Source organism: Nocardia sp. NPDC005745 (assembly GCF_040630775.1).
Lineage (GTDB): Bacteria > Actinomycetota > Actinomycetes > Mycobacteriales > Mycobacteriaceae > Nocardia.
The window spans coordinates 1-26,240 of sequence record NZ_JBEXYF010000048.1 but is presented as its reverse complement, the minus strand read 5'-3'; the positions used below and the strand labels follow the sequence as shown (position 1 = coordinate 26,240).

The window sequence follows — 26,240 nt, the reverse complement described above, 5'->3', positions numbered from 1 at the left end:
CTTACGCGACCGGGCCTCCGAAGATCTCGATGGGCTTGCTGTCGGCCGAGATGGTCACGAGCGCGCGCTTGGTGCTCTTGCGCTTGCCGTAACCGAAGCGGGTCCGCTTGCGCTTGCCCTGACGGTTGGCGGTGTTGACGCTGGTCACCTTCACACCGAAGACCTTCTCCACGGCGATCTTGATCTGCGTCTTGTTCGAGTCCGGGTGCACCAGGAAGGTGTAGGTGCCTTCCTCGATCAGTCCGTAGGACTTCTCGGAGATGACCGGCGCCAGCAGAATGTCGCGGGGGTCGGCGATGGTGGTCACTTGCTCTCCTCCTGTGCAGCCTCGGCCGGGCCGTGCACGAACGCGTTGAGCGCCTCGACGCTGAACACCACGTCGTCACTGTTGAGGACGTCGTAGGTGTTGAGCTGGTCGGGGGCGATCGGGTGCACGTTCTGCAGGTTCGCCAGGCTCTTCCACGCGGCGACGTCCTCGCGGCCCACCACGACCAGGAACTTCTTGCGGTCCGACAACTCGGCCAGGAAGCTCTTGGCGGTCTTGGTGGACGGGGTCTGGCCGGCCACCAGTTCGGTGATCACGTGGATGCGCTCGTTGCGAGCCCGGTCGGACAGGGCGCCACGCAGGGCGGCGGCCTTCATCTTCTTGGGCAGGCGCTGGGTGTAGTCGCGCGGCTGCGGGCCGTGCACGGTGCCACCACCGGCGAACTGCGGCGCGCGGGTCGAACCCTGGCGGGCGCGGCCGGTGCCCTTCTGCCGGTACGGCTTCTTGCCGCCACCGGAGACCTGGCCACGCGTCTTGGTCGCATGCGTGCCCTGGCGGGCCGCGGCCTGCTGGGCCACGACGACCTGGTGCATCAACGCGATGTTGGCGGTCACGTCGAAGATCTCCGCGGGGAGATCGACGGTGCCGTTGGTCTTGCCGCCGATCTCCTTGACCGGCAGCGTCAGGTTGGCCTTCTTCTCGAGGCTGGTCATGCGTGCGCACCACCCTTCACGGCGCTCTTGACGATCACGACGCCGCCCTTGCGACCCGGGATCGCTCCCTTGATCAGCAGCAGGCCGTTCTCGGCGTCGACCTTGTGCACCGAGAGGTTCTGCGTGGTGACGCGGTCGTTACCCATCCGGCCCGACATGCGCATGCCCTTGAACACGCGGCCGGGGGTGGCACAGCCACCGATCGAACCCGGACGACGGTGCACGGCCTGCGCACCGTGCGAGGCACCCTGGCCACGGAAGCCGTGGCGCTTCATGGTGCCCGCGAAGCCCTTGCCCTTGCTGGTGCCGGTGACGTCGACGTAGCTGCCCTCTTCGAACACGTCGGCGCTGATCTCCTGGCCGACCTCGAAGGTGGAGGCGTCCGCGACGCGGATCTCGGCGACATGGCGGCGCGGGGTGACACCGGCCTTGGCGAACTGGCCGGAGACCGGCTTGTTCACCTTGCGCGGGTCGATGGCGCCGAAAGCGACCTGGACGGCGCTGTAGCCGTCGCGCTCCTCGGTGCGGATCTGGGTGACGACGTTCGGCCCGGCCTTGATGACGGTCACGGGAACGACGCGGTTCTTGTCGTCGAAGACCTGGGTCATGCCGAGCTTGGTGCCCAGGATGCCGGCGGCCGGCCTGTTCTTGTTGTCAGTCATGTCTCGAGTCCCCGTCACTGAATGTTGACGTCGACGCTGGCCGGCAGGTCGATGCGCATGAGCGCGTCCACCGTCTTCGGCGTCGGGTCGAGGATGTCGATGAGGCGCTTGTGCGTACGCATCTCGAAGTGCTCGCGCGAGTCCTTGTACTTGTGCGGCGAACGGATGACGCAGTACACGTTCTTCTCGGTCGGCAACGGCACCGGGCCGACGACGCGTGCCCCGGTGCGGGTCACCGTCTCCACGATCTTGCGCGCCGATGCGTCGATCGCCTCGTGGTCATAGGCCTTGAGCCTGATGCGGATCTTTTGTCCCGCCACGCTAAGTGTCCTTTTCTCCGCTTTCCTTCGTGATCCGGAAGCCGGCTACGCCGGTCCGCTGGACCACCCTCATTTGCACAGCCCGAACACACGAAGACGTCTCAGTGGAGACTCATGACCGGGCATGCCCGATCTCGCCGCTGTTCATCTGTCATGGTTCTCCGGTCCACGCGGTCGGGCGTGTCGCCCGTCCGCTCATTCCTCGGCCTCGGATCGCACTGCGCCTCAGACCTGGAACACTGTCCCGGACGTACCCACGCCGGAAACCCGGCGAGGTACTTGATGGGGTACTGCTCGCCCCGCCCGACCGCCCGTTTCACTGGGAAACAGACGTGGCCCGGTGCAGGGCAACCCGAACAGTATGCACGACCCCCGGGAGTCACTTCAAATCGGTGGGGTGTCGAGAAACTTACTTTTGAGTAAGATGCGCGTATGGCGAAAGAGACCGCGACCTACCGCGGGTGGAAGAAGCTGCCCGACAACCGGCTGGGGCACGCCCTGTTCTCGCTCGGGATGGTGGCTCGGGTGCCCTACTTCGGCACCGTGTTGCCGAACGTGGTCCGGCTCGAACCGGGGCTGTGCGAGGTGACCTCGCCGAAGTGGTTCGGAATCCACAATCATCTGGGCACTTTCCACGCCATCGCGGCGTGCAATCTGGCCGAGGTCGCCATGGGCATGCTCAGCGAGGCGACGGTGCCTTCGACGCACCGGTGGATTCCCAAGGCGATGAACGTGCGGTACCTGGCCAAAGCCGAGACCGCGCTGCGGGCCGTCGCGAAGCTGCCGGAACTCCCGGATTTCGCGACTGTCACCGAGGGCCGCGAGATCGTGGTGCCGGTGTCGATCTACGACAAGCACGGCCTGGAGGTCGTGCACGCCGATATCACCACCTGGGTCACGCCCAAGTAGTCACGAGCCCGCGGTCGGCGCGCGAAAGCCGCGGATGCGGCGAGATCGAGCCGTCACGCGGTAGCGACGACTCGACCGTGATCGATGCGCAGAATCTCCTCCGCGCATCCGGCGAGGTCCTCTTCGGCACAAGCCGAAACGACGATCGTCATACCCTGCTGGGCGAGGGCCCGCAGCATTCCGGACAGATAGCGCCGGCCTTCGTCGTCCAAATCGGCCGTCGGGTTGTCCAGCACGAGCGCGGCGGTACCGGCGGCCAGCGCCGCGGCCAGCCCCAGCCACTTCTTCTCGCTCCGGGAGAGGCGGAGAACGGGCGTCGAAGACGAATCGGTCAAACGAGCGAGATGCAATGCCCGATCGACGAGTTCGGCGGCCGCGGCTCCGGTGTGACCGGCGATTTTCGCCGAATACTCCACCACTTCCCGGATCGACCAGGTCTCGGCGCCTTCGTAGACGTCGGGAACCCAGCCGACCCTGGATCGGACCACCCAAGGTTCGACGCTCGGATCAGCGTCCTCCACGCGCAAATGTCCTCGGTGCGGCCGCAATCGACCGGCGAGCATCGACAACAGGGTCGTCTTTCCCGCGCCGTTCGGTCCGACCACGCCGGTGACTCGGCCCGCGGGAGCACGGAATGTCACGTCGTCGACCACGACGACTCCCGCGAATTCGCGGCGCAGGCCCCTACAGGTGATGCCGAGACCCACCGCGGTTCTCCATCTTCGTCTCGAATGATCGTGTCCGGCCCGGGTCCGGATCAGCAGGGCAACGCTCGCTGGTCTCCGGCGAGCGCGGAGAGCACGGCGGCGGCGGCGCGCGGGTCTTCCAGCATGCCGCTGTGGTCGGCGGTGTTGCCGGGGCATCCGTCCTGTAGCCAGACGTTGCGGTCGGCGGCGCCGGGCGCGGCGAGCACGGCGGTGTCCTGCGGCGTGATCACCCGGTCGGCGCGGGAGGCGATGGCCGTGTACCGGACACCGGGCACGGTCTCGCCTCCCGCGTTCAGCCGGTTCAGCAGCGGTGACCCGACCACCTGCTGTTGCCCCGGAGTTCCGAAGACCTGGGCCGCGATCTGCGCGTTGCCCAGGCCGAGTGCGGCCAGATCCGGGTAGCCCGCGCGCAAACCGTCCCAGGTCGTGCCCCGGTACGGGGTGCCGAGCGTCACCACCCGGGACACCGCCTCCGCGCCGCGAGCGCGCAGGTACTGCCGGATCACGGTGCCGCCGGTGGAGTGGCCGACCAGCGCCACCCGGCTCGCACCCGTGGTCTCCCGCACCGACCGCACGACTTCGGCGAGTTCGCCCGCCATCCGATCGATGTCGGCCACGCCGTAGACCGCGCGACCCAGCAATGCCGCGCCGATCGGCCCGATGCCGGTGGAACTGGAGCCGGTCTGCCCGCTCACCGCGTCGACCACACCCGGAGCGGCACCGAGATTCGCGGCGAATACGCAATGCCCCTCGGCCCGGATGGCGGGCGCGAGCAGGGGGAAACTGCGGCCGATATCGGTACCCGAGCCGTGCACGAGCACCACCGGCTCCGGCCGTGCCCCGGTGGGCCTGCACGACCGATCGTTGGCGCCGTCCAGCGCCGGTGTCTCTGGGGCGGCGCCCGCGCTCGGCGCGTGCGACAGTGCCGCGCAGGCCGCGACCAACAGCAGACCGACGACTCGCGCGGCCCGGGAGCGAATAAGCATCTCTTTTTCCCGACGAATCAGATTCCCAATGGACCGGCGAGAGTCGGCCACGAGTCCTTCAGCGCGTCCTCCCAATAACCCCAGGAATGAGTGCCTTCCGGGCGGAAGTTGTATCGCGCCGGAATGCCGAGGCTGTCCAGCCGGTCTTTCATGTTGTGCGAGCAGTAATTGGTGGCCGCCTCGATGACGCCGCCGACCACCAGTTGATTGGCGAAACCCCACGGACCGTTCAGCGAGTATTTTCCGCCGTACTGGTCGTAGACACCGGGCATGCCATTCCCACTGGCGATGTAGATGGATTTTCCGCGCAGTCCCTCGGCCTGCACGTATGGATCGTTGGCCACCCATTGCTGGTCGCCCGCGGGCCCCCACATGTTGTCCATTTCCGCGAGACCCCATTCCTCGACCGTCAGCCGGACGAACTCGCGGCCGACCGGATCGCTGGTCTGCGCGCAACCGCTGTAGGCGGCCACGCTGGAGAACAGATCACCCGTGGTCGCGGCGAGCGCGAGGGTCGTGGTCCCCGACATCGAGAACCCCGCGAGGGCATTGCGCCCGCTGGTCCCGAGGTACGAGTCGATCAGCGGAGGCAGTTCGCTGCTCAGGAAGGTTCTCCACTTCTGGCGTCCCAGCCTGGCGTCGTCCTTCTGCCAGTCCGCGTAATAACTGAACATGCCGCCGATCGGCGTGACCGCGTGCACGTTCTTGTCCGCGAGGAATTGCATCGCATCGGTCTTCGTGGCCCAGGTGGAGCCGTCGACGCCACCGGCCGCACCGAGCAGCAGATACAACACGGGCCGGGGAACGCTCGTGTCCGCGGCGCGCTGCACTTCCACCGGGATATCGAGATCCATGGCGGCGGAATGCACCGTCAATGTCAGGTTCCGCGCATCGTGCTCCTGCACGGAAACGATGGAAGACTCCGCGGGCGTCGCTTGCGCCGACACCGAACCCATTGCCGATGCGACGGCGCCGACGACGGCCGCCGACAACGCCAGCCGGCGGAGGTGGCTTCCTCTCATGATTCCCCTTATCCCGAATCCCGGAACGCGTCGCGTTCCGAGCCCAGGCTATGGTGCGCGTCGAGCCGATTCACGACTGAAGTTGCTGGGCCACCGATTCTGGGGGCATGCGCGAAAACGTGATTCCCACCGGCTCGGCTCTATCCGGAAAATGCGAGACCCGAATTCCTCGGTCTCGCACGCCGCGAATAGTTGCGCTCGCATCGGCCGAGCGGATTGAATGCCGGTATGGGTGGCAGCGCGGGCCGGGAAGTCGATGTGTGCGTGGTCGGGCTCGGCCCCACCGGGCGAGCGCTCGCGCACCGCGCCATGCGCGCCGGATTGTCGGTGACCGCGATCGACCCCCGCCCCGAGCGGCTGTGGCCGCCCACGTTCTCCTGTTGGGTCGACGAGCTGGCGGGGTGGCTGCCGTCCACGGTCATCGCGACCACCATCCCCGCGCCCACGGTCTGGACGAAGACCGAGCATCGCATCGACCGGCCCTACTGCGTGCTGTCCAAGCCGGGCCTGCACGCGGCGCTGCCGCTCGACGACGCGAAGGTCGTCGCGGGCCGCGCCACCCGGGTGGACGCGCGCGAGGTCGAGCTCGCCGACGGCACGGTGCACCGGGCGAGCGCGGTGTTCGACACCCGTGGGCTGCCCACGCTCGGCCGCCGCCGGGCCGCGAGCGCGCACGGCATCTTCGTCGACGCCGAGACGGCCGCGCCGATGATCGGCGAGGGCGAGGGCTTGCTGCTGGACTGGCGGCCGGAGAACGGCGCGGGGCCGCAGGAGCCGCCGTCGTTCCTCTACTCGGTGCCGCTCGGCGACGGAACGGTGATCTTCGAGGAGACCAGCCTCGGCCTGCGGGGCGGCATGCCGCAGCACGAACTGCGCAAACGCACGCTGCACCGGCTCGCCGCGCACGGCATCCGGCTCACCGGCGCCGAACCCAGCGAGGCGGCGCACTATCCCCTCGACCAGCCGCCGCCACGGCGCGGCGTGGCGCGCGCGATCCCGTTCGGTTCACGCGGCGGCATGATGCACCCGTGCACGGGCTACAGCGTCGCCGACTCACTGGCGCTGGTCGACACCGCGATCACCGCGCTGTGCCAGGGCCGCGACCCGATCGCCGCGCTCTGGCCGCCGCGCGCGCGATTGGTGTATTGGATGCGGACGCGCGGCCTCTACGGCCTCGGCCGCCTCACCACCGAACAGTCCATCGCCATGTTCGACGCGTTCTTCAGCGCCTCCCCGCGCGGTCAGCGCGCCCTGCTGACCGCGCACGACGACTACGCCGCCCTGGGCGCGGTGCTGTTCGGCACGGTCGCGCACACCTGGCCGTTCCGTTGGCGCTACGACCTGGTCGGCTGGCGGAATCGGGACCGCTGGCTGGACTACGACTTCGCCGAACCGCGCGAAGAGGCCGAGCGCCGGCCCGGTGACCGGGCCGACGGGCGGCACACAGGTGGCTAGGGCCCCGTCTCCGCGGCCCGCCGGTATCCCCTGACCGCGGGGTAGGCGAAGACGACGATCATCCCGATCGTCCAGGCGAGCGTCTCGAGCAGCGGCTCGGCCACCGCCCCGCCGTAGGACAACCCGCGCATCGCGTCGATCGCGCAACTCATCGGCTGATTCGCCACCACGTCCTGCAACCAGACCGGGTAGGCGAAGACCGGGACGAACCCCGAGTTGAAGAACATCAGCAGCGTGCTGATCATGCCGATGATGTTCACCAGCATCACGCCCTCGGACACGGTGGCCAGCGCGGTGACCAGGACGGCGAACGCGACTCCGAACAGCACCGGGATGCCGATCAGCGCCAGCGCCGCGACCGGTCCCTGACCGAACCGGAAACCGAGCAGCAGGCCGACCGCCACGACGAACCCCGTGGTCACCAGGACGCGGATGGCCTCGGCGAGCAGGCGTCCGGTGAATCCGGCCGCACGATGCACCGGCATCGTCCAGAATCGGCCGAGCAGCCCGGTCATCTTCTCGGTCTTGAAGCCGAGGGCGCTGACCACCGCACCGGACATCGCCGCGACCAAGGTCAACAGCGGGACCGTGCCGTACACGGCGGGCATGCCGGTGGCTCCGGAGACGGGCTTGTTCAACACGATGTAGAACATCACCAGGGTCAGCGCGGGATACACCAGCGTCTGGATGGTCGTCGCCGGATCACGCGCCCAGACCAGCAGCAGTCGCTTGCACTGGATCAGGCTCTGCGCCACCCAGGTGACCAGCGACCCTTCCGGCCGCGCCCGGACGACGGGCAGCGGTTCGGTCGCGCGGGACTCGGGCTCCTCGGCCCGGTCGGCGGTGCGCTCCACGGTCGATTCCACCGAACTCATGACCGCCTCACACTCGCCCAGATCGCCAGCGGGACGAACGCCGCCGCCAGCCCGATCACCCACACCAGCGGAACCCACAGCACCTGCCAGGTCACCCCGTCGGCCGCCATATCGCGCAAGGCGAAGGAGAACTGGGAGATCGGCTGATTGCGCACGAACGGGCGAATCCACTCCGGGAAGTTGCGTTCCGGCACGAACCCGCAGGAGAGCATGCCGAAGATCAGCGTCGGCAGGGTCAGCGCCTGGCTCAGCGATTCCGGACTCTTGGTCAGACTGCCGAGCCCGTCGGCGCCGATCGCGAGCACCGTGCCGACCGCGAGGGAGAACGCGCAGAACAGCACGGCCTGGCCGACGCCCGCGACGAAGCGGAAGCCGATCAGGTGCCCGAACAGCACCGCCGCGGTGAGCGAGGTGACCGACCGGACCAAACCGGCGCAGATGCGTGAGGTGAAGGGCACCAGGATCCCGATCGGCATGGTCTGCAGGCGGGTGCTCAAGCCGGTCATCGCCTCGAAGGCGGCCAGTTGCGCGTTGGACATCATGGTGAAGGCCATGGTCTGCAACACGATGATCGGCATCACGTACTGGGCATAGTCGACGCCCTGGATCTTCATCACGTAGCGCAGCGGCAGGTAGAAACCGAGGGTGAAGATCAGCGGCGTGACCATCGCGACGATCAGCTCGCCCTTGGTCGCCATGGTGCGGACGATACGGCCGGTCAGCGCGCGCCACTGGGCGAACGACGACAGCCGCGCCGCGGGGAGTTCGGCGAACAACATCACATCGGCCTGGACGTGCTCCGGGGCTGTCGCAGCGGTCACGCGTGGCCGCCCGAATGACCGGTGATGGACAGGAACACGTCGTCGAGCGAGGGGCGGCGCAGCGCGATGTCGGCCAGGTCGACGCCGGCGCTGTCGAGCCTGCGCAGCGCCTCGGTCAGCGTGGCGGCGCCCTCCGGCGCCGGGATGGACAGGCGGTCGCCGCCGTTCAGGTCGGCCAGCACCGCGGACGGCACCAGATCGCCCAGCGCGTACGCGGCGGTGCGCAGCTTCTTCGGATCCAGCGGAACGACCTCGCAGTAACTGCCGCCGGTCTTCTCCTTGAGTTCGTCGGCGGTGCCCTCGGCGATGACCGTGCCCTTGTCGATCACGATGATGTTGTCGCTGAGGACGTCGGCCTCCTCCAGGTACTGCGTGGTCAGCAGCACCGTGATGCCCTGCGTCTTCAGCGCGGTCACCAGGTCCCAGACGCCCTGCCTGCTGCGCGGGTCGAGGCCGGTGGTCGGCTCGTCCAGGAACACCACCTCGGGGCGCACCACCAGTCCGCACGCGATGTCGACGCGGCGGCGCATGCCGCCCGAGTAGTGGCGCACGGCGCGGCGGCCCGCGCTCACCAAGTCGAATTCCTCCAGCAAGGTGTCGGCACGCTTGCGCGCCGCGGCCTTGCCCAAGCCCATCAGCCTGCCGAACAGCTCGAGGTTCTCCCGCCCGGAGAGGTTCTCGTCCAGCGCCGCGTACTGACCGGTCATCATGATCGAGCGGCGCACGCCGGCCGGGTCCTTCAGCACGTCGTACCCGGCGACGACGGCGGTGCCGGAGTCGGGGCGCAGCAGCGTGGAGAGCACCTTCACCATGGTCGTCTTGCCCGCGCCGTTGGGCCCGAGGATGCCGAGGACGGAGGCGCGTTCGGCGACGAAGCTGACGCCTTGCAGTGCATGCACATCGCCGAACGACTTGCGGACGTCCGTTGCCCGGACCGCTGGGTCACCCGCATGCGAATCTGCTTGGTTGGAACTCGGCATCAACTCTCCACTATCGGCCGGTGCGGCGACCAGGTCGCCCGAGCGCAGGCGCACGCTCGGATTGGTGATCCGTCGCGCTCGGCGTGATGTTACCGGCCCGATCGCGCGGGGCTTCGCGTCGCGCGTGGTACCCGCAGCAGCGTGCGCCCAATGTGTCCTTACTCACATTTCTCGCTGCCCGTCGGCCGCGCAAGGGATCCACGCTGGTGAGCGCGATCCGGTGCGGCCGCGAGCCGACGGCCGAGCCTTGTCGGCCCGCCGCGCCAGACCATAGTCTGCTTTGCGGGGGAAAACACTCACTCGTCCGCGGCTGTGGGCCCGTTCAGTGGTCCGGACGCCGGTTTCGACACTGCGAGAGGTGATCATGGCCGAGTCCGCGCAGCCACGATTGGCGGCGCGTCCGGGAGGAACGGGCCGAACGAACGTGCTGACGTCCTATGATCCGCGCACCGGCGAGGTCGTGGGCAACTACGCCGTAATGGGTGCCGCCGAGCTGAATCGCGCGGTGCGCGCGGCTCGCTCGGCCGAAAAATGGTGGACGGAGCTGGGTTTCAGCAACCGGAAGCGGTGGCTGCTGGACTGGAAACGCGAAATCGCCCGGCGCTCCAGCGAATTGGTCTCCCTACTGTGCGAGGAAACCGGGAAGCCGGAGGCCGACGCCGCGATCGAGGTGATGCTCGCGGTGGAGAACCTGGACTGGGCCGCGCGCAACGCCGGTCGCGCGCTGGACCGGCGGCGCATCGGTTCCAGCTGGCTCACCCGCAACCAGCGGGCCTCGGTAGGCTATCTGCCGCTCGGCGTGGTCGGCGTGCTCGGCCCGTGGAACAACCCCGTGTTCACCCCGATGGGCTCGATCGCCTACGCGATGGCGGCGGGCAACGCCGTGGTGTTCAAGCCGCACGAACTGACCACCGGCGTCGGCGTGTGGCTGGCCGACAGCTGGTCCCGGCTCGCGCCGAACCAACCGGTGCTGCAAGTGGTCACGGGAGACAAGGCCACTGGTACGGCGCTGTGCCGGGCGAAGCTCGACAAGATCGCCTACGCCGGTTCCGAGGCGGACGCGCGCGAGGTGATCTCGGTGTGCGCGCAGACCATGACGCCGGTCGTGGTGGAGCGCAGCGGCAAGGGAAGCATGGTCGTGCACGTCGACGCCAAACTGGACGACGCCGCCGAGGCCGCCGTATTCGGTGCGATGGCAAACGCCGGGCAGAACGCCACCGGCATCCAGCGGGCCTACGTCGCCCAGTCGGTATACGACCGCTTCCTCGACCTGGTCGCGGAGCAGGCCCGCAGGCTGCGGCCGGGCGCGGACCGGAAGGCGTCCTACGGCCCGATGATCATGGAGTCGCAGGTCGACGTGGTGCGCAGGCAGGTGCGCGACGCGGTGGCCCGCGGTGGCCGCGCGGTGGTCGGCGGGCTCGACTCCATCCGCGACCCCTACGTCGAGCCGATCGTGCTGGCCGAGGTGCCGGAGGAGAGCATCGCGATCACGGGCGAGGGCATCGGCCCTGTGCTCATCGTGAACAAGGTGGCGAGCATGGACGAAGCCGCCGAGCGGATCAACGCGGTCGGCACCGATGTCGCGGTGTCGGTGTTCACCAGGGACGTGCACGAGATCGAGGCGTTCGCCGAGCAACTGCGCGCCGGGGTGGTGACCATCAACTCCTCGACCGCCTACGCGGGCATTCCCGCACTGCCCTTCGGCGGAGTGGGCGAATACGGCCAGGGCCACAGCCACGGCGACCAGGGATTGCGGGAGTTCAGCCGGACCCTGGCCATCACCCGCAAGCGGTACCAGGCGCCGGTGAACCTGTCCACGTTCGATCGGCATCCGCGCCATCTCCGCGTGGCCAGGGCGATCTTCCGGATCCGGCACGGCCGCCGTCCCTGACGCGGACGGCTAGTCGAGCAGCACCGCGTCCATGAGCGCGGTGACCCGGGCCAATTGCGCGGGGCGGGAATCGAATCGGATCAGCCTGCCCACATCGATCACCTGACTGATGGCGGCGTGCACACGGAAGCGCGCCTCCACCGAGTCGCCGTCCAGCAGATTGGCCCACTCCAGCACGTTCTGCCGCTGAATGGCGCGCAGCTTGTGCTGCTCGGACTGCGGCAGGTTGCCGAACTCGGCGTAGTAGACCGCCATGATCTCCGGCATGGCGAAACTCAATCTGGCGTAGCGGTCGGCCACGCGCCGCGCGGCGTCGGGCCTGCTCGTCGCCTCGGCCAGCGCCTCGGTGATCGCGATGGCCAGCCGATCGCCTGTGCGATGGAACGCCGCGGCGAGCAGGTCGGCCTTGCTCGCGAAGTACCGGTACACGCTGGAGGCGTTGATGCCGACGGCGGCGCCGATCTCCTCGATGCTCGCCTCGTGGTAGCCCTGCCTGCCGAAGATCCGGATGGCCTCGGTGAGCAGCTGTTCGCGCTTGGAGGTGACCGGGATGCCGCGCACGGGCGGGCCGGGATCCGGTTCGGCCGGGGCGGGAGGCAGTTCGGTGCGCAGGATGGCCCAGGACATCTGGCGCAGCAGCGGAAGCAGCCGAGCGCTCGACAGCGCGGTGCGATGCGCGGCGATGCTGGCGATCGCGCTGAGCACGCCCGCGGCCAGCATCGCCACGTCCGCGGGCGGGGCCTCGGGTCGCAGCAGCGCGATCGGCGCCGCGAGGGTGTTGTTCAGGTCGTCGTAGATCTTCCTGATCCGGATCCGGTCATCGCGCTCGAGATAGCGCCGTTCCCAGCGGTAGAGGCCGGCCTCGCGGCGGATCTCGATGGTGTGCTCGCTGATCGCGCGGATCAGCGCGTCCGCGCGGCGCACCGGGTCCAGCCGGATGTCGTCGGCCGACTCGGCGACGGTCAGCAGATGCCGCGCGCCCTCCTCGGCGGCGGCGACCAACAGCGCGTACTTGTTCGTGAAGTGCCGGTAGAGGGCGGGACCGGAGATGCCGACCTCCGCGGCGATCTCGTCCACGCCCACCGGGTAGTACCCGCGTTCGCTGAACGCGCGCGCGGCCGCCCGGATGATCTGGACCTTGCGGTCCTTCGGACGCCGGCGTACCGACGGCGCGCCCTCGGCGCCCGTCCTGCTGCCCGGTTCGGGCCGCGCGGGAGCGAGGTCGACCTCGCTGCGATCCGCGACCATGCACCTCTCCGTTCTCCGGCGGCGCTGGTTGACAGCGCCCGACACTGGAACCTAAGTTAACCACAATTCGCAAAGTTAACCACTATTCACGGCCTGGCGTCCGCCGAATTGCAGCGTAGGAGCGAACATGAGCAACAACAATTCCGCGGTCCCCGCCGCCCCCGCCGCCGCCAAGTTCACGGCGGTCCAGGACGGCAAGGTGCTCCGGGTCACGATCACCAACCCGAAGCGGAAGAACGCCATCGACTACGACACCATGGTCGCGCTCGGCGATACCTTCCGCGCGGCGGCCGAGGACCGCGCGGTGCGGGCGATCGTACTCACCGGCGAGGGCGGCGATTTCTGCACCGGCGCCGATCTGTCGGCGAGCGCGGACGAGGCGCGGCGGGGCATCACCTCGGACATGGTCATGGACGCGGCGAACCGGCTGGTGCGCGCCATCGTGGACGCGCCGGTGCCGGTGATCACGCGCATCCGGGGCGCCGCGGCGGGCGTCGGCGTCGGCATCGCGCTGGCCGCCGACCTGGTCTACGCGAGCGAGGACTCCTATCTGCTGCTGGCCTTCATCAACATCGGCTTGATGCCCGACGGCGGCGCGGCCGCGCTGGTCGCGGCCGCGGCGGGCCGCCCGCTGGCGGCGCGGATGGCACTACTCGGCGAGCGGCTGCCCGCCCGGGAAGCCGCGACCGCCGGGCTGTTCACCGCGGTCGTGCCCGACGCCGAACTCGATGCCGCGGTGGAGGCCGGGGTCGAGAAGATCGCGACCGGTCCGCGCCGCGCGCTGGAGCTCACCAAGCAGGCGCTGAACCAGGCCACGCTGGCCGCGCTGGACACGGCCCTGGCCGCGGAGAAGGCGGGCCAGACCGAGCTGCTGCGCTCCCCCGATTTCATGGAGGGCGCCACCGCGATGCTCACCAAGCGCAAGCCCGTCTTCGCCGACTGATCGGCCCGCCGGAACGTACCGCCCGGCAGGCGACTATGTTCATCGGCTATGACTTACCTGGTTACCGGGGCAACTGGGTTCATCGGTCGGTTCCTCATCCCCGAGCTGCTGAAACGCGAGGGTGACATCCATGTACTGGTCCGGCCGGGCGACGCCTCGGCCGACCGGTTCGCCTGCTGCGCGCAGGAATGGGCGGGCGGCGACCGCGTCCGTCCGGTGCGCGGCGATCTCGGCGCCCCGGGGTTGGGCATCGACCCGACCTGGCTGGCGCGGCATCGCGGCGCCATCGAGCACGTCTTCCATCTGGCCGCCGGCTACGACCTGACCGAGCGCGGCGGCGGCACCAGGCACCTGGTCGACGTCGCCGAGGAGCTGCGGGCCGATCTGCTGCACCACGTCTCGACCGTGGAGGTGGCCGGGTCCAGCGAGGGCCTGTTCACCGAGGACATGTTCGATCACGGCCAAGTGCTCGCCACACCCGCGCAACGAGCGCGGTTCGAGGCCGAGCGAATCGTGCGCGACTCGTCGCTGCGCTGGCGCATCTACCGGCCCTCGATCGTGATCGGGCATTCCAGGACCGGCGAGATCGACCGCATCGACGGCCCGTACTACTTCTTCCGGCTGCTGCGCATGGCCGCGCAGTTGCCCCGGCTGCTGCCGGTGCTGGTGCCCGAGCTGGGCGAGACCAACATGGTTCCGGTGGATTTCGTCGCCCGCGCCCTCGACCACATCGCGCACCGCTCCGGCTCGGACAAGACCACCTACCACCTGGTGGATCCGCGCAGGCGGAGCGCGGTGGACGCACTGAACCTGTTCGCCGACGAGGCGGGCGCGCCGCACCTGGTGGAGGTCGTGCCCAAGCGCACGCTGAACATGATGTTGCGCGTCCCCGGCGCGAACTGGCTGCTGCCCCGGGTGGGCGTGCCGCTGGACGTGCTGGAGCACAGCGAATTCACCTGCTGGTTCGACTGCAGGCACACCAGCGCGGCGCTGGCGGGCACCGACATCCGGGTGCCGCCGCTGGACGCCTACGCACCGCGGATCTGGAAGTACTGGATCGAGAACTGGGTCTGATCGGCGCGCCGCACCGTGCGGGCTACCGCCCGGTGACGGTGAGATAGATCAGGGCGGCGTTGAGAACGGAGATGATCGCGGCGACCGCCCAGGCCAGCCCGGTGGTCAGCCTGCGGTTGACGTCCTCGCCCATCAGCTCGGGGTCGCTCGTGAAGCGCACCAGCGGGATCAGCGCGAAGGGTATGCCGAACGACAGCACCACCTGGGAGATGATCAGCGCGCGCGTCGGGTCGATCCCCGTGGCCAGGACCGCGACGGCCGGGATCAACGTGATCAGCCTGCGCGTCAGCAGCGGGATCCGCTTGCGCAACAGGCCCTGCATGATCATCGCGCCCGCGTAGGCGCCGACCGAGGTGGAGGCCAGGCCGGAGGCGAGCAGGCCGATCGCGATCAGCAGCGCGGCGGCCGGGCCGAGGACGTCGCCGACGGCGGCGTGCGCGTCCTCGATGGTCTCGACGTCCCGCCCGCGCAGGGTGCCCGCCGCCATCAGCAGCATGGCCAGGTTCACCGTGCCCGCCAGCACCATGGCCAGGCCGACGTCGATCTTGGTGACCCGTAGCAGCCGGGTGCGCAGCGGCCCCGCCGCCGGATGCCCGTGCCGGTCGCGGGCCAGGCCGGAATGCAGGTAGACCGCGTGCGGCATGACCGTCGCACCGATCATGGCGGCGGCGAGCAGGACGCTCTCGGTGCCCTGGAAGCGCGGCAGCAGACCGCCGACCGTGCCCGTGACCGACGGCGGGGAGATCACCACGCTCGCCAGGAAGCCGATCGCGATGATCGCGAGCATCCCGGTGATCACCCGCTCGAACGGCTGCTGGCCGCGCCGGTCCTGCACCAGCAGCAGGCCCATCGACACGGCGCCGGTGATCACGCCACCGACCAGCATGGGCAAGCCGAACAGCAGGTGCAGCGCGATCGCGCCGCCGACCACCTCGGCCAGGTCGGTGGCCATCGCGACCGTCTCGGCCTGACCCCAGTACGCCAGCCGGACCGGGCCGCTCGCCTTCTCGCGCACCGCCTCCGGCAGCGACCAGCCGGTCACCAGCCCGAGCTTGGCCGACAGGAACTGGACCAGCCCCGCCATCACGTTGGCCAGGACGATGACCCAGACCAACAGGTAGCCGAATTGCGCGCCGGCACTGATATTCGAGGCGACGTTGCCGGGATCGACATAGGCGATGGCCGCGACGAACGCGGGCCCCAGCAGGACCGTCACGGCACGTGCTCGCCCGGTGACGGACCTGGTCGACTCGACCAACGTTATTCCCACGAAAAGAATTTTACGGGTACCCGAACTTTTCGTTGCCGTTCGGCCTACAAAAACCGACCGCCTGGTTGCCGCAGCGCGGCGACCAGGCGGTCGGGGGTGTTCAGCCGGGCGTCCCGGCTTCGCGCATCAGCGCGGTGGCGATCAGATGCCGAGACCCTTCGCGAGCACGGGCCACGACAGCAGGAACTCGTCGCGCCAGTAGCCCCAGGAGTGGGTGCCGGAGTTACGGAAGTTGTAGGTGGCCGGGATGCCCAGCTCGTTCAGCCGGTTCTGCAGGTTGTGCGTGCAGTAGTTGGTGCCCGCCTCGATCACGCCGCCGATGACGATCTGGTTGGCCAGACCGTACGCGCCGGGAAGGGCGTACTGGCCGTTGAGCGTGTCGTACTGGCCGGGCAGGCCGTTGCCGGTGGAGATGTACAGGTCGAGCCCGCGCAGCCCCTCGGCGTTCACGTACGGGTCGTTGGCCACCCAGTCGGGGGAGCCTTCCGGACCCCACATGTTGTCGGTGTTGCCGCCGCCCCAGGTCTCGACGGTCAGCTTGACGAACTCCGAGCCCACCGGGTCACTGGTCTGCGCGCAGCCGCTGTAGGCCGCGGCGGCCTTGTACAGGCCCGGCTTGGAGATCGGCAGCGCCAGCACGGTGGTGCCCGAGGTGGACAGGCCCGCGATGGCGTTCACGCCGTTGGTGCCCAGCGCGCCGTCCACCAGCGGGGGCAGCTCCTCGGTGAAGAAGGTCTTCCACTTGTTGCGGCCGAGTACCGGGTCGTCCTTGATCCAGTCGGTGTAGTAGCTCCACTTGCCGCCGATCGGCTGGATCACGTTGACGTTCTTGTCCGACAGGAACTGCAGCGCGTCGGTCTTCGCCTGCCACGAGGCCTCGTCCTCGCCGCCGCCCGCGCCGTTGAGCAGGTACAGCGTGGGACGCGGCACGGAGGCGTCGGCCGGGCGCTGGACGTCGATGATGATCTTCTCGTCCATCGCCGCCGAGTACACGTACAAGCGGATGCTGCGCTCGTCCTTGTACTCGGCTTTGGTGATACGCGAACCGTCCGGGGCGACCGGGTTGCCCAGCAGGCTCTTGGAATCGATGATCGGATCAGCTGTCGCGCTGGACGCGCCGAGACCGGTCATCACTCCCGCGAGCACCGCGGTTGCCGCGATCGCGGCCGCGACCCGCAGGCCACCGCGCCGGCTCTGTCGACGTATCAATTTCGCACCTTCGCTTCGTCTCGAGATTCGCTCTGCATGCCCCACGCGCCGGGGTGGGTGCCCACGCACCACGCCCGACCATACGGCCTATGTAGTCGTCACGACAGGGGACTTCGTTACCGCACCGTTGCCCCATCATGCCCGAACGGTGTCGGTTCGATCATGACCGCCCCACGTTCCGTGTCGCTTCCCACCGCGGGGGATCCAGCAATTCGGACAATCGGGGACCGATCTGCGCAAGCGCTTCCGGTGCCGTCATCTGATCGTGCGGGACGCCGACGGGATGATCGTCGACCCGGCCGTCGACATAAGGTTGCCAGCCGTCCGCCGCGGTCTCGTGACCGGCCGCGCTGAAGTAGTCCAGCCTGCCGCGGAAGACCGCAGGCCGGTGCTCGGCGATCAGCTCGGCCGAGCGCACCGCGCTGCGGTAGATCCGGCGCACCCGGTCCGGTGTGAGCACCGCCATGTCCGGCGGGATGGTGGCGTGCAGCGCGGCCAGCGCCTCTTCGCTCAGGTCGTGGATGTCGCCGTCGCCGGGCAGCAGGGCGTCCGCGCCGATGCCCAATTCGGCCAGCGCCTCCCGGATCGCCGCACGGAAGTCGGTGACGTCGATGTCGGGATGGCTGTCGAGCATGGTCAGCAGGCCGATCTCCTCCCCCGCGGACTGCAACCGGGTCGCCACCGCGTGCGCCAGCACACCGCCGAGCGACCAGCCGAGCAGCCGGTAGGGCCCGTGCGGCTGCACCGCGCGGATCTCGGCCACATAGCGGTGCGCCATCTCGGCCAGTGACTCGGGCAGGTAACCCTCTTCGGTCAGCGCGGGCGACTGGAGACCGAAGATCGGCGTGCTCGCGGGCACATAGCGGGCGAGACCCGCGTAGCACCAGGACAATCCGTACATCGGATGCAGGCAGAACAGCGGCTGGGCGGCGGCCACGTCGTGCGGCACCATGGTCCGGATCGGCAGCAGCACACCGAGCGCCGCGTTCGAATCCTGGTCGTAGTCGTGGTCGTCGGCCAGCGCGGCCTGGATCCGGGCCGCCAGCGCCGCCGGAGTGGGATCGGTGAAGAACCACTGCACCCGCACCTCGGCGCCGGTGAGCGCGCGCAGCCTGCTGACCGCGCGGGTGGCGACCAGCGAGGTGCCGCCCAGATCGAAGAAGTCGTCGTCCATGCCGACCCGCTGTCCGGCGCCCGACGCGAGCACCTCGTCGAACACCTCGAGCACGGTCCGCTCCAGCGGCGTGCCGGGCGCCCGGTACGGACGGGTCACCAGCCGCGGCTCGGGCAGCGCCTTGCGGTCGAGTTTGCCGCTGGCGTTGAGCGGAAGCCCGGCGAGCGCGACGACAGCCGAGGGCACCATGTACGACGGCAGGGCGGCGCGGGCGTGTGTCAGCACCGCGGCCTCGTCGACGGTCTCCCCCGGCGCGGCGACCACATGGGCGACCAGCCGGTCACCGGTCGCGCCACGCACCACCGAGACCGCGGCCTGCCGCACCTGGGGATGACCGGTCAGCACCGCCTCGATCTCACCGAGTTCCACGCGCTGGCCGCGCAGCTTGACCTGGAAGTCGCCGCGGCCCAGATATTCCAGCGCGCCGTCGCGCCAGCGCACGATGTCGCCGGTGCGATAGAGCCTGTCGCCGCCCGTATGGGCGACGAAACGCTCGGCGGTGAGGGCCGGGGCGCCGAGATAGCCGCGCGCCAACTGCACACCCGCGACGTACAACTCGCCCGCCGCGCCCGGCGGCACCGGCCGCAAGTGCCGGTCGAGTACGTGCACGCGAGTGTTGGCCACCGGAACGCCGATCGGAACCGCCGCGGCGCCGTCGCGCACGGGATGGCCGGTGACCACGGTGGCCTCGGCCGGGCCGTACCAGTTGACCAGCGCGGCGCCGGGCACGGCCGCGGCGAAAGCCGCAGCGGTCTCCCCGGACAACGCCTCGCCCGCGGCGAACACCCGACGCAGCGACGGGTACTCCACGGCCGGATTCGCGGCCGGGTCCAGGAAAGCGTCCAGCATCGACGGCACGAAATGCACCGTCGTGACGGCGTTGTCGATGATGAGGCGGGCCAGGTATGCGGGGTCGCGATGGCCGTCGGGCGCGGCGATCACGATCGACGCGCCGGTCTGCAACGGCCAGAACAACTCCCAGGCGGAGATGTCGAAGGTGATGGGCGTCTTGTGCAGCACCACGTCGCCGCCGTCGTGTGGATAGGCCGCCTGCGCCCAGCGGAATTGGTTGATCATCTGCCGGTGCGTGATCATCACGCCCTTCGGCCGACCGGTCGAGCCGGAGGTGTAGACGACATAGGCGACGGTGTCCGGATACCCGTGCTCCCGCGGCCACGGGCCTTCGTACGGAGCCAGATACAGCGTGTCCACCGCGACCACCGGCACATCGGTCGCGGTGTCGAACGCGTCGGCGGTGGTGGTCAGCACACAGATCGGAGCGGCGCTGCCGAGGACGTAGTCGCTGCGCTCGGCCGGGTGGTCCGGATCGATCGGGACGTAGCCGCCGCCGGCCCGCAACACCGCGTAGATCGCGACGACCAGATCGATGCCGCGCCGCATGGCCACGGCGACCAGCGTCTCCGGGCCGACTCCCCAGCGCATCAGCTCCACGGCCAGGGACCGGACGCGCGAGTCGAGTTCGGCGTAACTGAGCACGGTCTCGCCGAAGCGCAACGCCGGCGCGTCCGGCGTGCGCGCCACCTGTGCGTCGAACAGCGTCAGCAATGTCGCGTCGTCGAGGAACTCCGGCACACCGGTGGCGTTGCGCGCGACCAGTTCGGCGCGCTCGTCGTCCAGCAGCGCGTCGACCTCGCCGACGCGCGCCTGCGGGGTGGTCACGAAACGGTCGATCAGCGCCGCGAGCCGCTGCGCGAGAGCACGCGCCGCCGGTTCGCCGGTCACGTCGCGCAGGTACTTCACCGAGACGCGCAACCGGCTGTCCAGCACCACCATCACTGTGAACGGATAGTGGGTGCCGTTGACCGCGCCGACACCGGTGACGTTCATGCCGTCGATGGCGCCGGCCTGGTCCAGCCCCTCCCGGTCCACCGGGAACGACTCGAACACGACCAGCGAGTCGAACAACCCCTCCACGCCGACGGCTTCCTGGATGTCGCTCAGGCCCAGGTAGTGGTAGTCCAGCAGCGCGGCCTGCTCGGCTTGCAACCGGCGCAGCACCCCGCTCAGCGTGCTGGTCGCGTCCAGGCGCACCCGCACCGGGATCGCGTTGAGGAACAGACCGACCATCGCCTCGACGCCGTCGAGTTCGGGCGGCCTGCCCGACACGGTGGCGCCGAAGACGACGTCGTCGCGGTCGACGGTGCGTCCGATCAGCAGACCCCAGGCCGCCTGCACCACGGTGTTCACCGTGACGCCGAGCCCCGAGGCGAGCCGGGTCAGCGCGGTGGTGTCGGCCTGCGACAGCTCGAACCCGACTTCGCCGACGCCCGCGGAGATCTCGCGGCCCGGGTCGACCGGCGCCAACGGCGTCGGCTCGGTGATACCGGCCAGCGCGCCGCGCCACGCGGCACGGGCCGCTTCGGTGTCCTGCGCGACCAACCATGCCAGGTAGTCGCGGTAGGGCGGCACCGCGGGCAGATGCCGCGAGTTACCGCCGAACGCGTACAGCGTGAGCAGATCCTTCATCAGCAGCGGCATGGACCAGCCGTCGATGAGAATGTGGTGACTGGTCACCAGCAGGTGGTAGCGGGCGGCGGCGGAACGGATCAGCGCGAAACGCAGCAGCGGCGCGGTCCGCATGTCGAAGTGGTCGGCCAGATCGGCCGCCTCGATCCGCTCCAGCTCGGCGGCGGCCGCGGCCGGTTCCAGGTGGCACAGGTCGATCACCCGCCACGGCACCTCCAGCGCATCGTGCACGATCTGCACGGGCTTGCCCTCGCTGTCGTCGGCGAAGGCGACCCGCAGGTTGTCGTGCCGGTCCAGCACCGCCTGCGCGGCCGCCCGCATCCGGTGGGCGTCCACCGCGCCGCCGAGATCGAGCACGAACTGAGTGGTGTAGACGTCCACCGAGTGCTCCGCGAGCAGGGCGTGGAACAGCATGCCCGATTGCAGGGGCGTGAGCGGCCAGGCGTCGGACAGGTCCGGGTAGGCGCGCGCGAAGCGATCGATATCGGGCTGCTTGAGCCGCACCAGCGGGAAGTCCGACGGCGTGAAGCCGCCCGCGTCCGGGCGCAGGCCGTGCTCGGCCAGGCCGCCGAGTGCGCGAATCCAGTGCTCGGCGAAGGTTTTCGCGTCCTCGCCGCGGAATGCCGCGGCGGCGAAGTCGAACCGGGCGAGCAAGCCGTCGTCCGTGGCGTCGACCGTGAGCACGAGCAGCAGATCGTCGGACGGGAGGTCGGTGTGCACCCGCGCCGGGCGCAGATCCCGGTAGCGCAGCGCGAACCGGCCGCGCCCGAGACCGCGCAGTTCGGCGGCGGTCTCGGCGTTGAGATGGCGCAACAGGCCGTAACCGACACCGTGCGAGGGCACCGAGCGCCGCAGTTCCTTGATCTGCGCGATCGCCGTGCCGGCCGCCGGGCCGCCGATCAGGGCGTCATCGATGTCGATCCTGGTCAGCCGCAATGGCAGCGGGAATTCGGTGACGAAGCCGCCCACCGTGCTCTCCGCGTCGGCCCCGGTGGCCGCGCGACCGTCGGCGGGCAACCGGACGACCGAACCGATGGCGCGGGTGACGGCCTCTCCCGCGGAGGTCCGCAGGGCCAGCGCCAGTGCGGTGAGCAGGATGTCGTCCACCCCGGCGTGGTACGCCTCGGCGGCCGCGGCGACGGCCGCCGCGCCCTCCGCGGTGATCGTCAGCGACACCCGGCTGCGTACGCGCAGATCTCGGCCGTCGGTGCCTGCGCCCTCCGGGACCGTGCCCAGGGCCCGTCGCCACCAATCCATTTCGGCTACGGTGCCCGGATCACGCGCCGCGGCCGACAGGGTTCGGACGAGCGTGCCGAGACCGGATTCGGGGCCGGCGGGCGCGGCGTGGCGTGCCCGGTTCCAGCGAGCGGTGAGCTGGTCGACGATGGCCCGCCAGGAGACGTCGTCCACCACGAGGCTGCTGGCAACGACGATGAGCGTGGAGCGGCCCTCCGGACCGCCGGTGAGCACGAAGTAGATATTGCGGCCCTGCTCGGGATCGAGCGCGGCCGCGACCGCCTGCACCACGTCGTCGATGGGCAGCGACGTCTCGCCACGCTGCGGGTCCAGCCTGCGGAACGCCTCGCCGGTACGTTCGGCGGCCGGGGGAATGCGCAGTGACGCAGCGCCTTCGTCGTTGTGGCGCACCTGCACCCACAGCATGGGGTGCTGGTCGAGCACGGCGGTCACCGCGCCGTGCACCGTCTCCACGGGGCAGGTCTCGGGGACGTCGAGTGCGACGGCTCGCACCTCGATGCCCTCGTCCAGCATGCGCGCCGCGTGCGGCGTGAGCGGTAGTTCGCCCGCCTCGTCGCCGGGGCCGCCCGCGACGGCGGCGGCGCGGGCCAGTGCGGCGACGGTCCGATGTTCGAAGACGTCACGCGGCGAGAAACTCACCCCGCGTGCGCGGGCCCGGGAGACCACCTGAATGGACACGATGCTGTCGCCGCCGAGGGCGAAGAAGTCGTCGTCCAGGCCGACCCGGTCGACGCCGAGCACCTCGCCGATCACCTCGGCGATCACGAGTTCGGCCGGCGTGCGCGGGGCACGATGGGCACGCGCCTCCAACTCGGGTTCCGGCAGGGCCTTGCGATCCAGCTTGCCCACCGGCGTCAGCGGGATCGCGTCGAGCACGACGATCGCCGTCGGAACCATGTACTCCGGCAGCGTTCGCCCGACCCGCTCGGTCAGTACAGCCGGGTCCACCGTGGCATCCCCGGCCGGCAGCACGTAGGAGACGAGCATCGTCGCGCCGGATGGGGTCGCACGGCCGAGGGTCACCGCGAAGCCGACCTCGGGCTGCGCCGCCAGCGCGGCATCGATCTCACCGAGTTCGATGCGGAAGCCGCGCACCTTCACCTGGAAGTCGTTGCGGCCCGCGTATTCCACGACCGGCACGGTCCCGGCGCGACGCCGGCGCACCAAGTCGCCGGTGCGGTAGAGGCGCTCACCGGGTGCGCCGTACGGGTCGGCCACGAACCGGGCGGCGGTGAGCGCGGGACGTGCGTGGTAGCCGCGCGCGAGCTGGATGCCGCCCAGATACAACTCGCCCGTGACGCCTTCGGGCACCGGACGCAGCCTGCTGTCGAGCACCAGCGACCGCATGCCGCGGATCGGACCGCCGATCGTGACCGGTTCGCCGGGCCGCAGCGGATCGCTGATGTTGGTCATGATGGTGGTCTCGGTCGGCCCGTAGCCGTTGTGGAAATCGCGCTCCGGCACGGTGGTCCACCTGGCCGCCAGATCGGCGGGCACCGCTTCACCGCCCGCCACGACGGTCCGCATCCCCGGCAGCGCGTCCGGGTCGAGCGAGGCGAGCACAGAGGGGGTGAGGAAGGCGTGCGTGACGCGCTCGGCGCGGATCAGTTCGGCCAGCTCCTCGCCACCGAAGGTCAGCGGCGGCGCTACCACGAGCCCGCCCGCGCTGCCGAGCGCGAGCAGTAGTTCCAGCATCGACGCGTCGAACGAGGGCGACGCGAACGCCAGAGCGCGGGCGGACGGATCGAGCCGGTAGCGCTCCACCTGCTCCGCGCTGAAATTCGCCAGGCCGGCATGGGTGATCACGACGCCCTTCGGCAGACCGGTCGAGCCGGAGGTGTAGATCACGTACGCGGCGTTGCCCGCGCGCAGCGCTCCGCGCACTTCGGCGGGCCGCAACGGCTGGTCGGAGCGCACGGCGACGTCGTGGGTGAAGTCGGGATCGTCCAGGGCGACCCACGTGCCGTCCGAGAGGACGGGCAGATTCTCCAGCTCGGCGGTGAGCGTCACGCCGAGCGCCACGCCGGAATCGGCGACCATGTGCGCGATGCGGTCGGCCGGATAGGCCGGGTCGATCGGGACGAACGCCGCCCCGGTCTTGGCCACCGCCCACAGGGCCAGCACGGCTTCCACCGAACGACGGAGCGCGATGGCGACCGGTACTTCCGGCCCCGCGCCGCGGTCGATCAGCGCGCGCGCCAATTGCGCGGAAGCCGCGTCGAGTTCGGCGTAGCTGAAGGTGCGGTCGTCGGCGACCACGGCGACACCGGCCGGGTTCGCGGCGACGGCGGCGGCCATCAGGTCCGGCAGAGTGCGCGGCGGCACGGCGGGTGCGCCGGTACGGGCGATCAGGTCGGCGCGCTCCGCGTCGTCCAGGATCTCCAGATCGCCGACCGGGGTGCCGGGATGCCGGACGATCGCGGACAGGACGCGACGGAACCTGCGGCCGAATTCGACGACGGTCCGATCGTCGAACAGGTCGCGGGCGTAAGTGAATTCGGCGGCGATACCGGCTTCCGCGCCCGACTCGGTGCGCTGCTCGCGCATGGTCAGCAGCAGGTCGAACTCGGCGGCGTCGGCGGCCGGGTCGAGCGCCGTGAAGCTCAGACCGGGTAGTTCGAAGCTGGTCGCGGATAGGTTCTCGAACGACAGAGCCACCTGGAACAGCGGGTGGCGACCGGCCGAGCGTTCCGGGTCGAGCGCCTCGACCAACCGCTCGAACGGGATGTCGGCGTTTGCGAAGGCGCGCAGATCCGTTTCCCTGGTGCGGGCCAGCAGCTCGGTGAAGCCGAGATCGGGCGCGACCCGGGTGCGCAGCACCAAGGTGTTGACGAACATGCCGATCAAGTCGTCGAGTTCGGGTTCGCCGCGACCCGCGACGGGCGTGCCGATGGCGATGTCATCGGTGCCGGACATTCGAGCCACGAACACCGCGAACGCGGTGTGCATCACCATGAACAACGTGGCGTTGTGCTGGCGCGCGAGGTCGGCCAGCGCCGCGTGCACGTCGGCGTCGACGACGAAATCGGTACGGCCGCCCGCGAAGGATTGGGCGGGCGGGCGCGGGCGGTCCGCGGGCAGGTTCAGCTCGTCGGGCAGGTCGGCGAGTTCGGTTGTCCAGTAGGCCAGTTGCGCGCCCGCCGGCGACTCGGGGTCGCTGTCCGCGCCGAGCGCCTCGCGCTGCCACAGCGCGTAGTCGGCGTACTGGACCGGCAGCGGCGCCCAGGACGGCTCGCGGCCGCCGCTGCGCGCCACGTATGCCAGCATCAGGTCCCTGGTCAGCGGGCCCATCGACCAGCCGTCGGCGCTGATGTGGTGCGCGACGAAGACCAGCACGTACTCCGTACCGGCGAGCTGGAACAACCGCGTGCGGAACGGCACCTCGGTGGTCACGTCGAAGCCGGCGGCGACGATCCGCTGTGCCTCGAGCGCGAGGTGCTCGTCATCGAGTTGCACGGGCGCCAGATCCACCGGCACCTCGTGCGGAGCGAGGATTCGCTGCACCGGGCCGTCCGGCGTCTGCGGGTAGATCGTGCGCAGGATCTCGTGACGCGCGACGATGTCGGCTACGGCGTCCTGCAACGCGGCCACGTCCAGGTCGCCGGACAAGCGGATCGCGGCCGGGATGTTGTAGACCGAGGCCGAGGTGTCGAACTGGTTGAGGAACCACATGCGCTGCTGGGCGAACGACAGCGGGACGCGGTCCGGACGCGGTCCGGCGATCAATGGGGTGCGCTTGCCCGCACCGAAGCCCCGTTCGACCTTCGTGGCGAGTCCGGCCACGGTCGCCGCTTCGAAAATCACCCGCACCGGAACACGCGCATCCAACGCCGCACCGATACGCGCCGCGACCTGCGTCGCCAGCAGCGAGTTACCGCCCAGTGCGAAGAAATCGTCATCCGCACCGACACGCTCGACACCGAGCACCTCGGCGTACACCGACGCCACGATCTCCTCGATCGGAGTCGACGG

General features: G+C 69.8%; 19 protein-coding genes. 5 read left to right on the top strand and 14 right to left on the bottom strand.

Annotated elements, in window-relative coordinates:
* Position 1: 1 nt before the first annotated feature.
* The 4 genes from rplW to rpsJ are packed head-to-tail and all read right to left on the bottom strand — an operon-like array spanning position 2 to position 1,960.
* Complete coding sequence (gene rplW / locus ABZ420_RS33115) at positions 2 to 307, bottom strand: 50S ribosomal protein L23 (RefSeq protein ID WP_029923608.1); 306 nt, start codon at positions 305 to 307, stop codon at positions 2 to 4.
* A complete protein-coding gene (rplD, locus tag ABZ420_RS33110; RefSeq protein WP_357131278.1) occupies positions 304 to 978 on the bottom strand; it encodes a 50S ribosomal protein L4 in 675 nt (224 codons plus the stop codon). Before rplD ends, rplW begins: the two co-directional genes overlap by 4 nt.
* The gene (rplC, locus tag ABZ420_RS33105) at positions 975 to 1,640 is read right to left on the bottom strand and encodes a 50S ribosomal protein L3 (RefSeq protein ID WP_062971941.1); all 666 of its coding nucleotides are present in this window, start codon (positions 1,638 to 1,640) and stop codon (positions 975 to 977) included. The genes rplD and rplC overlap by 4 nt, the downstream gene beginning before the upstream one ends.
* Before the next feature lie 14 nt (positions 1,641 to 1,654).
* A complete protein-coding gene (gene rpsJ / locus ABZ420_RS33100; RefSeq protein ID WP_003938093.1) occupies positions 1,655 to 1,960 on the bottom strand; it encodes a 30S ribosomal protein S10 in 306 nt (101 codons plus the stop codon).
* Positions 1,961 to 2,392: 432 nt separating this feature from the next.
* Between rpsJ and ABZ420_RS33095 the strand changes: the two genes are divergently transcribed.
* The gene (locus ABZ420_RS33095; RefSeq protein WP_357131276.1) at positions 2,393 to 2,869 is read left to right on the top strand and encodes a hotdog fold domain-containing protein; all 477 of its coding nucleotides are present in this window, start codon (positions 2,393 to 2,395) and stop codon (positions 2,867 to 2,869) included.
* 53 nt (positions 2,870 to 2,922) lie between these two features.
* On the opposite strand, the gene ABZ420_RS33090 is transcribed toward ABZ420_RS33095, so the two are convergent.
* From ABZ420_RS33090 to ABZ420_RS33080, 3 genes are read right to left on the bottom strand one after another with little or no spacing between them, the layout of a single operon-like run.
* Complete coding sequence (locus ABZ420_RS33090) at positions 2,923 to 3,576, bottom strand: ABC transporter ATP-binding protein (RefSeq protein ID WP_357131274.1); 654 nt, start codon at positions 3,574 to 3,576, stop codon at positions 2,923 to 2,925.
* Positions 3,577 to 3,626: 50 nt separating this feature from the next.
* Positions 3,627 to 4,562 (bottom strand): alpha/beta fold hydrolase, encoded by a 936-nt coding sequence (locus ABZ420_RS33085; protein ID WP_357131271.1) that lies wholly within the window; start codon positions 4,560 to 4,562, stop codon positions 3,627 to 3,629.
* Between the two features lie 17 nt (positions 4,563 to 4,579).
* Positions 4,580 to 5,584, bottom strand: coding sequence for an alpha/beta hydrolase family protein (locus tag ABZ420_RS33080; protein WP_357131268.1), 1,005 nt, complete (start codon positions 5,582 to 5,584; stop codon positions 4,580 to 4,582).
* A gap of 228 nt (positions 5,585 to 5,812) precedes the next feature.
* Between ABZ420_RS33080 and ABZ420_RS33075 the strand changes: the two genes are divergently transcribed.
* A complete protein-coding gene (locus ABZ420_RS33075) occupies positions 5,813 to 7,039 on the top strand; it encodes a lycopene cyclase family protein (protein ID WP_357131265.1) in 1,227 nt (408 codons plus the stop codon).
* Here the strand turns inward: ABZ420_RS33075 and ABZ420_RS33070 are convergent.
* Genes ABZ420_RS33070 through ABZ420_RS33060 form a run of 3 tightly spaced genes read right to left on the bottom strand, consistent with a single transcriptional unit; the run spans position 7,036 to position 9,715 of the window.
* Positions 7,036 to 7,914: an ABC transporter permease gene (locus ABZ420_RS33070; RefSeq protein ID WP_357131262.1), complete on the bottom strand. Its 879-nt coding sequence runs from the start codon at positions 7,912 to 7,914 to the stop codon at positions 7,036 to 7,038. The genes ABZ420_RS33075 and ABZ420_RS33070 overlap by 4 nt on opposite strands.
* On the bottom strand, positions 7,911 to 8,693 hold the full coding sequence (locus tag ABZ420_RS33065) for an ABC transporter permease (protein WP_357044570.1): 783 nt from the start codon (positions 8,691 to 8,693) through the stop codon (positions 7,911 to 7,913). Before ABZ420_RS33065 ends, ABZ420_RS33070 begins: the two co-directional genes overlap by 4 nt.
* 38 nt (positions 8,694 to 8,731) lie before the next feature.
* Positions 8,732 to 9,715: an ATP-binding cassette domain-containing protein gene (locus ABZ420_RS33060; RefSeq protein ID WP_357131259.1), complete on the bottom strand. Its 984-nt coding sequence runs from the start codon at positions 9,713 to 9,715 to the stop codon at positions 8,732 to 8,734.
* Between the two features lie 364 nt (positions 9,716 to 10,079).
* On the opposite strand from ABZ420_RS33060, the gene ABZ420_RS33055 reads away from it, so the two are divergent.
* Positions 10,080 to 11,606, top strand: a complete 1,527-nt coding sequence (locus ABZ420_RS33055) for an aldehyde dehydrogenase family protein (protein ID WP_357131311.1) — start codon at positions 10,080 to 10,082, stop codon at positions 11,604 to 11,606.
* 9 nt (positions 11,607 to 11,615) lie between these two features.
* On the opposite strand, the gene ABZ420_RS33050 is transcribed toward ABZ420_RS33055, so the two are convergent.
* A complete protein-coding gene (locus tag ABZ420_RS33050) occupies positions 11,616 to 12,854 on the bottom strand; it encodes a helix-turn-helix domain-containing protein (RefSeq protein ID WP_357131256.1) in 1,239 nt (412 codons plus the stop codon).
* Between the two features lie 127 nt (positions 12,855 to 12,981).
* Here ABZ420_RS33050 and ABZ420_RS33045 point away from each other — a divergent pair, with 127 nt between their 5' ends.
* Both ABZ420_RS33045 and ABZ420_RS33040 read left to right on the top strand, forming a co-directional pair.
* Entirely contained in the window at positions 12,982 to 13,797 is an 816-nt protein-coding gene (locus tag ABZ420_RS33045) for an enoyl-CoA hydratase (RefSeq protein WP_357131253.1), read from the top strand.
* 48 nt (positions 13,798 to 13,845) lie between these two features.
* Entirely contained in the window at positions 13,846 to 14,871 is a 1,026-nt protein-coding gene (locus ABZ420_RS33040) for an SDR family oxidoreductase (RefSeq protein WP_357131250.1), read from the top strand.
* 22 nt (positions 14,872 to 14,893) lie between these two features.
* Here ABZ420_RS33040 and ABZ420_RS33035 read toward each other — a convergent pair whose 3' ends face one another.
* From ABZ420_RS33035 to ABZ420_RS33025, 3 genes are all read right to left on the bottom strand, one after another.
* Complete coding sequence (locus ABZ420_RS33035) at positions 14,894 to 16,135, bottom strand: Nramp family divalent metal transporter (protein ID WP_357131308.1); 1,242 nt, start codon at positions 16,133 to 16,135, stop codon at positions 14,894 to 14,896.
* Positions 16,136 to 16,282: 147 nt separating this feature from the next.
* A complete protein-coding gene (locus ABZ420_RS33030) occupies positions 16,283 to 17,272 on the bottom strand; it encodes an alpha/beta hydrolase family protein (RefSeq protein WP_040870159.1) in 990 nt (329 codons plus the stop codon).
* A 238-nt stretch (positions 17,273 to 17,510) separates the two neighbouring features.
* Complete coding sequence (locus ABZ420_RS33025) at positions 17,511 to 26,216, bottom strand: amino acid adenylation domain-containing protein (protein ID WP_357131247.1); 8,706 nt, start codon at positions 26,214 to 26,216, stop codon at positions 17,511 to 17,513.
* Between the last annotated feature and the right edge of the window lie 24 nt (positions 26,217 to 26,240).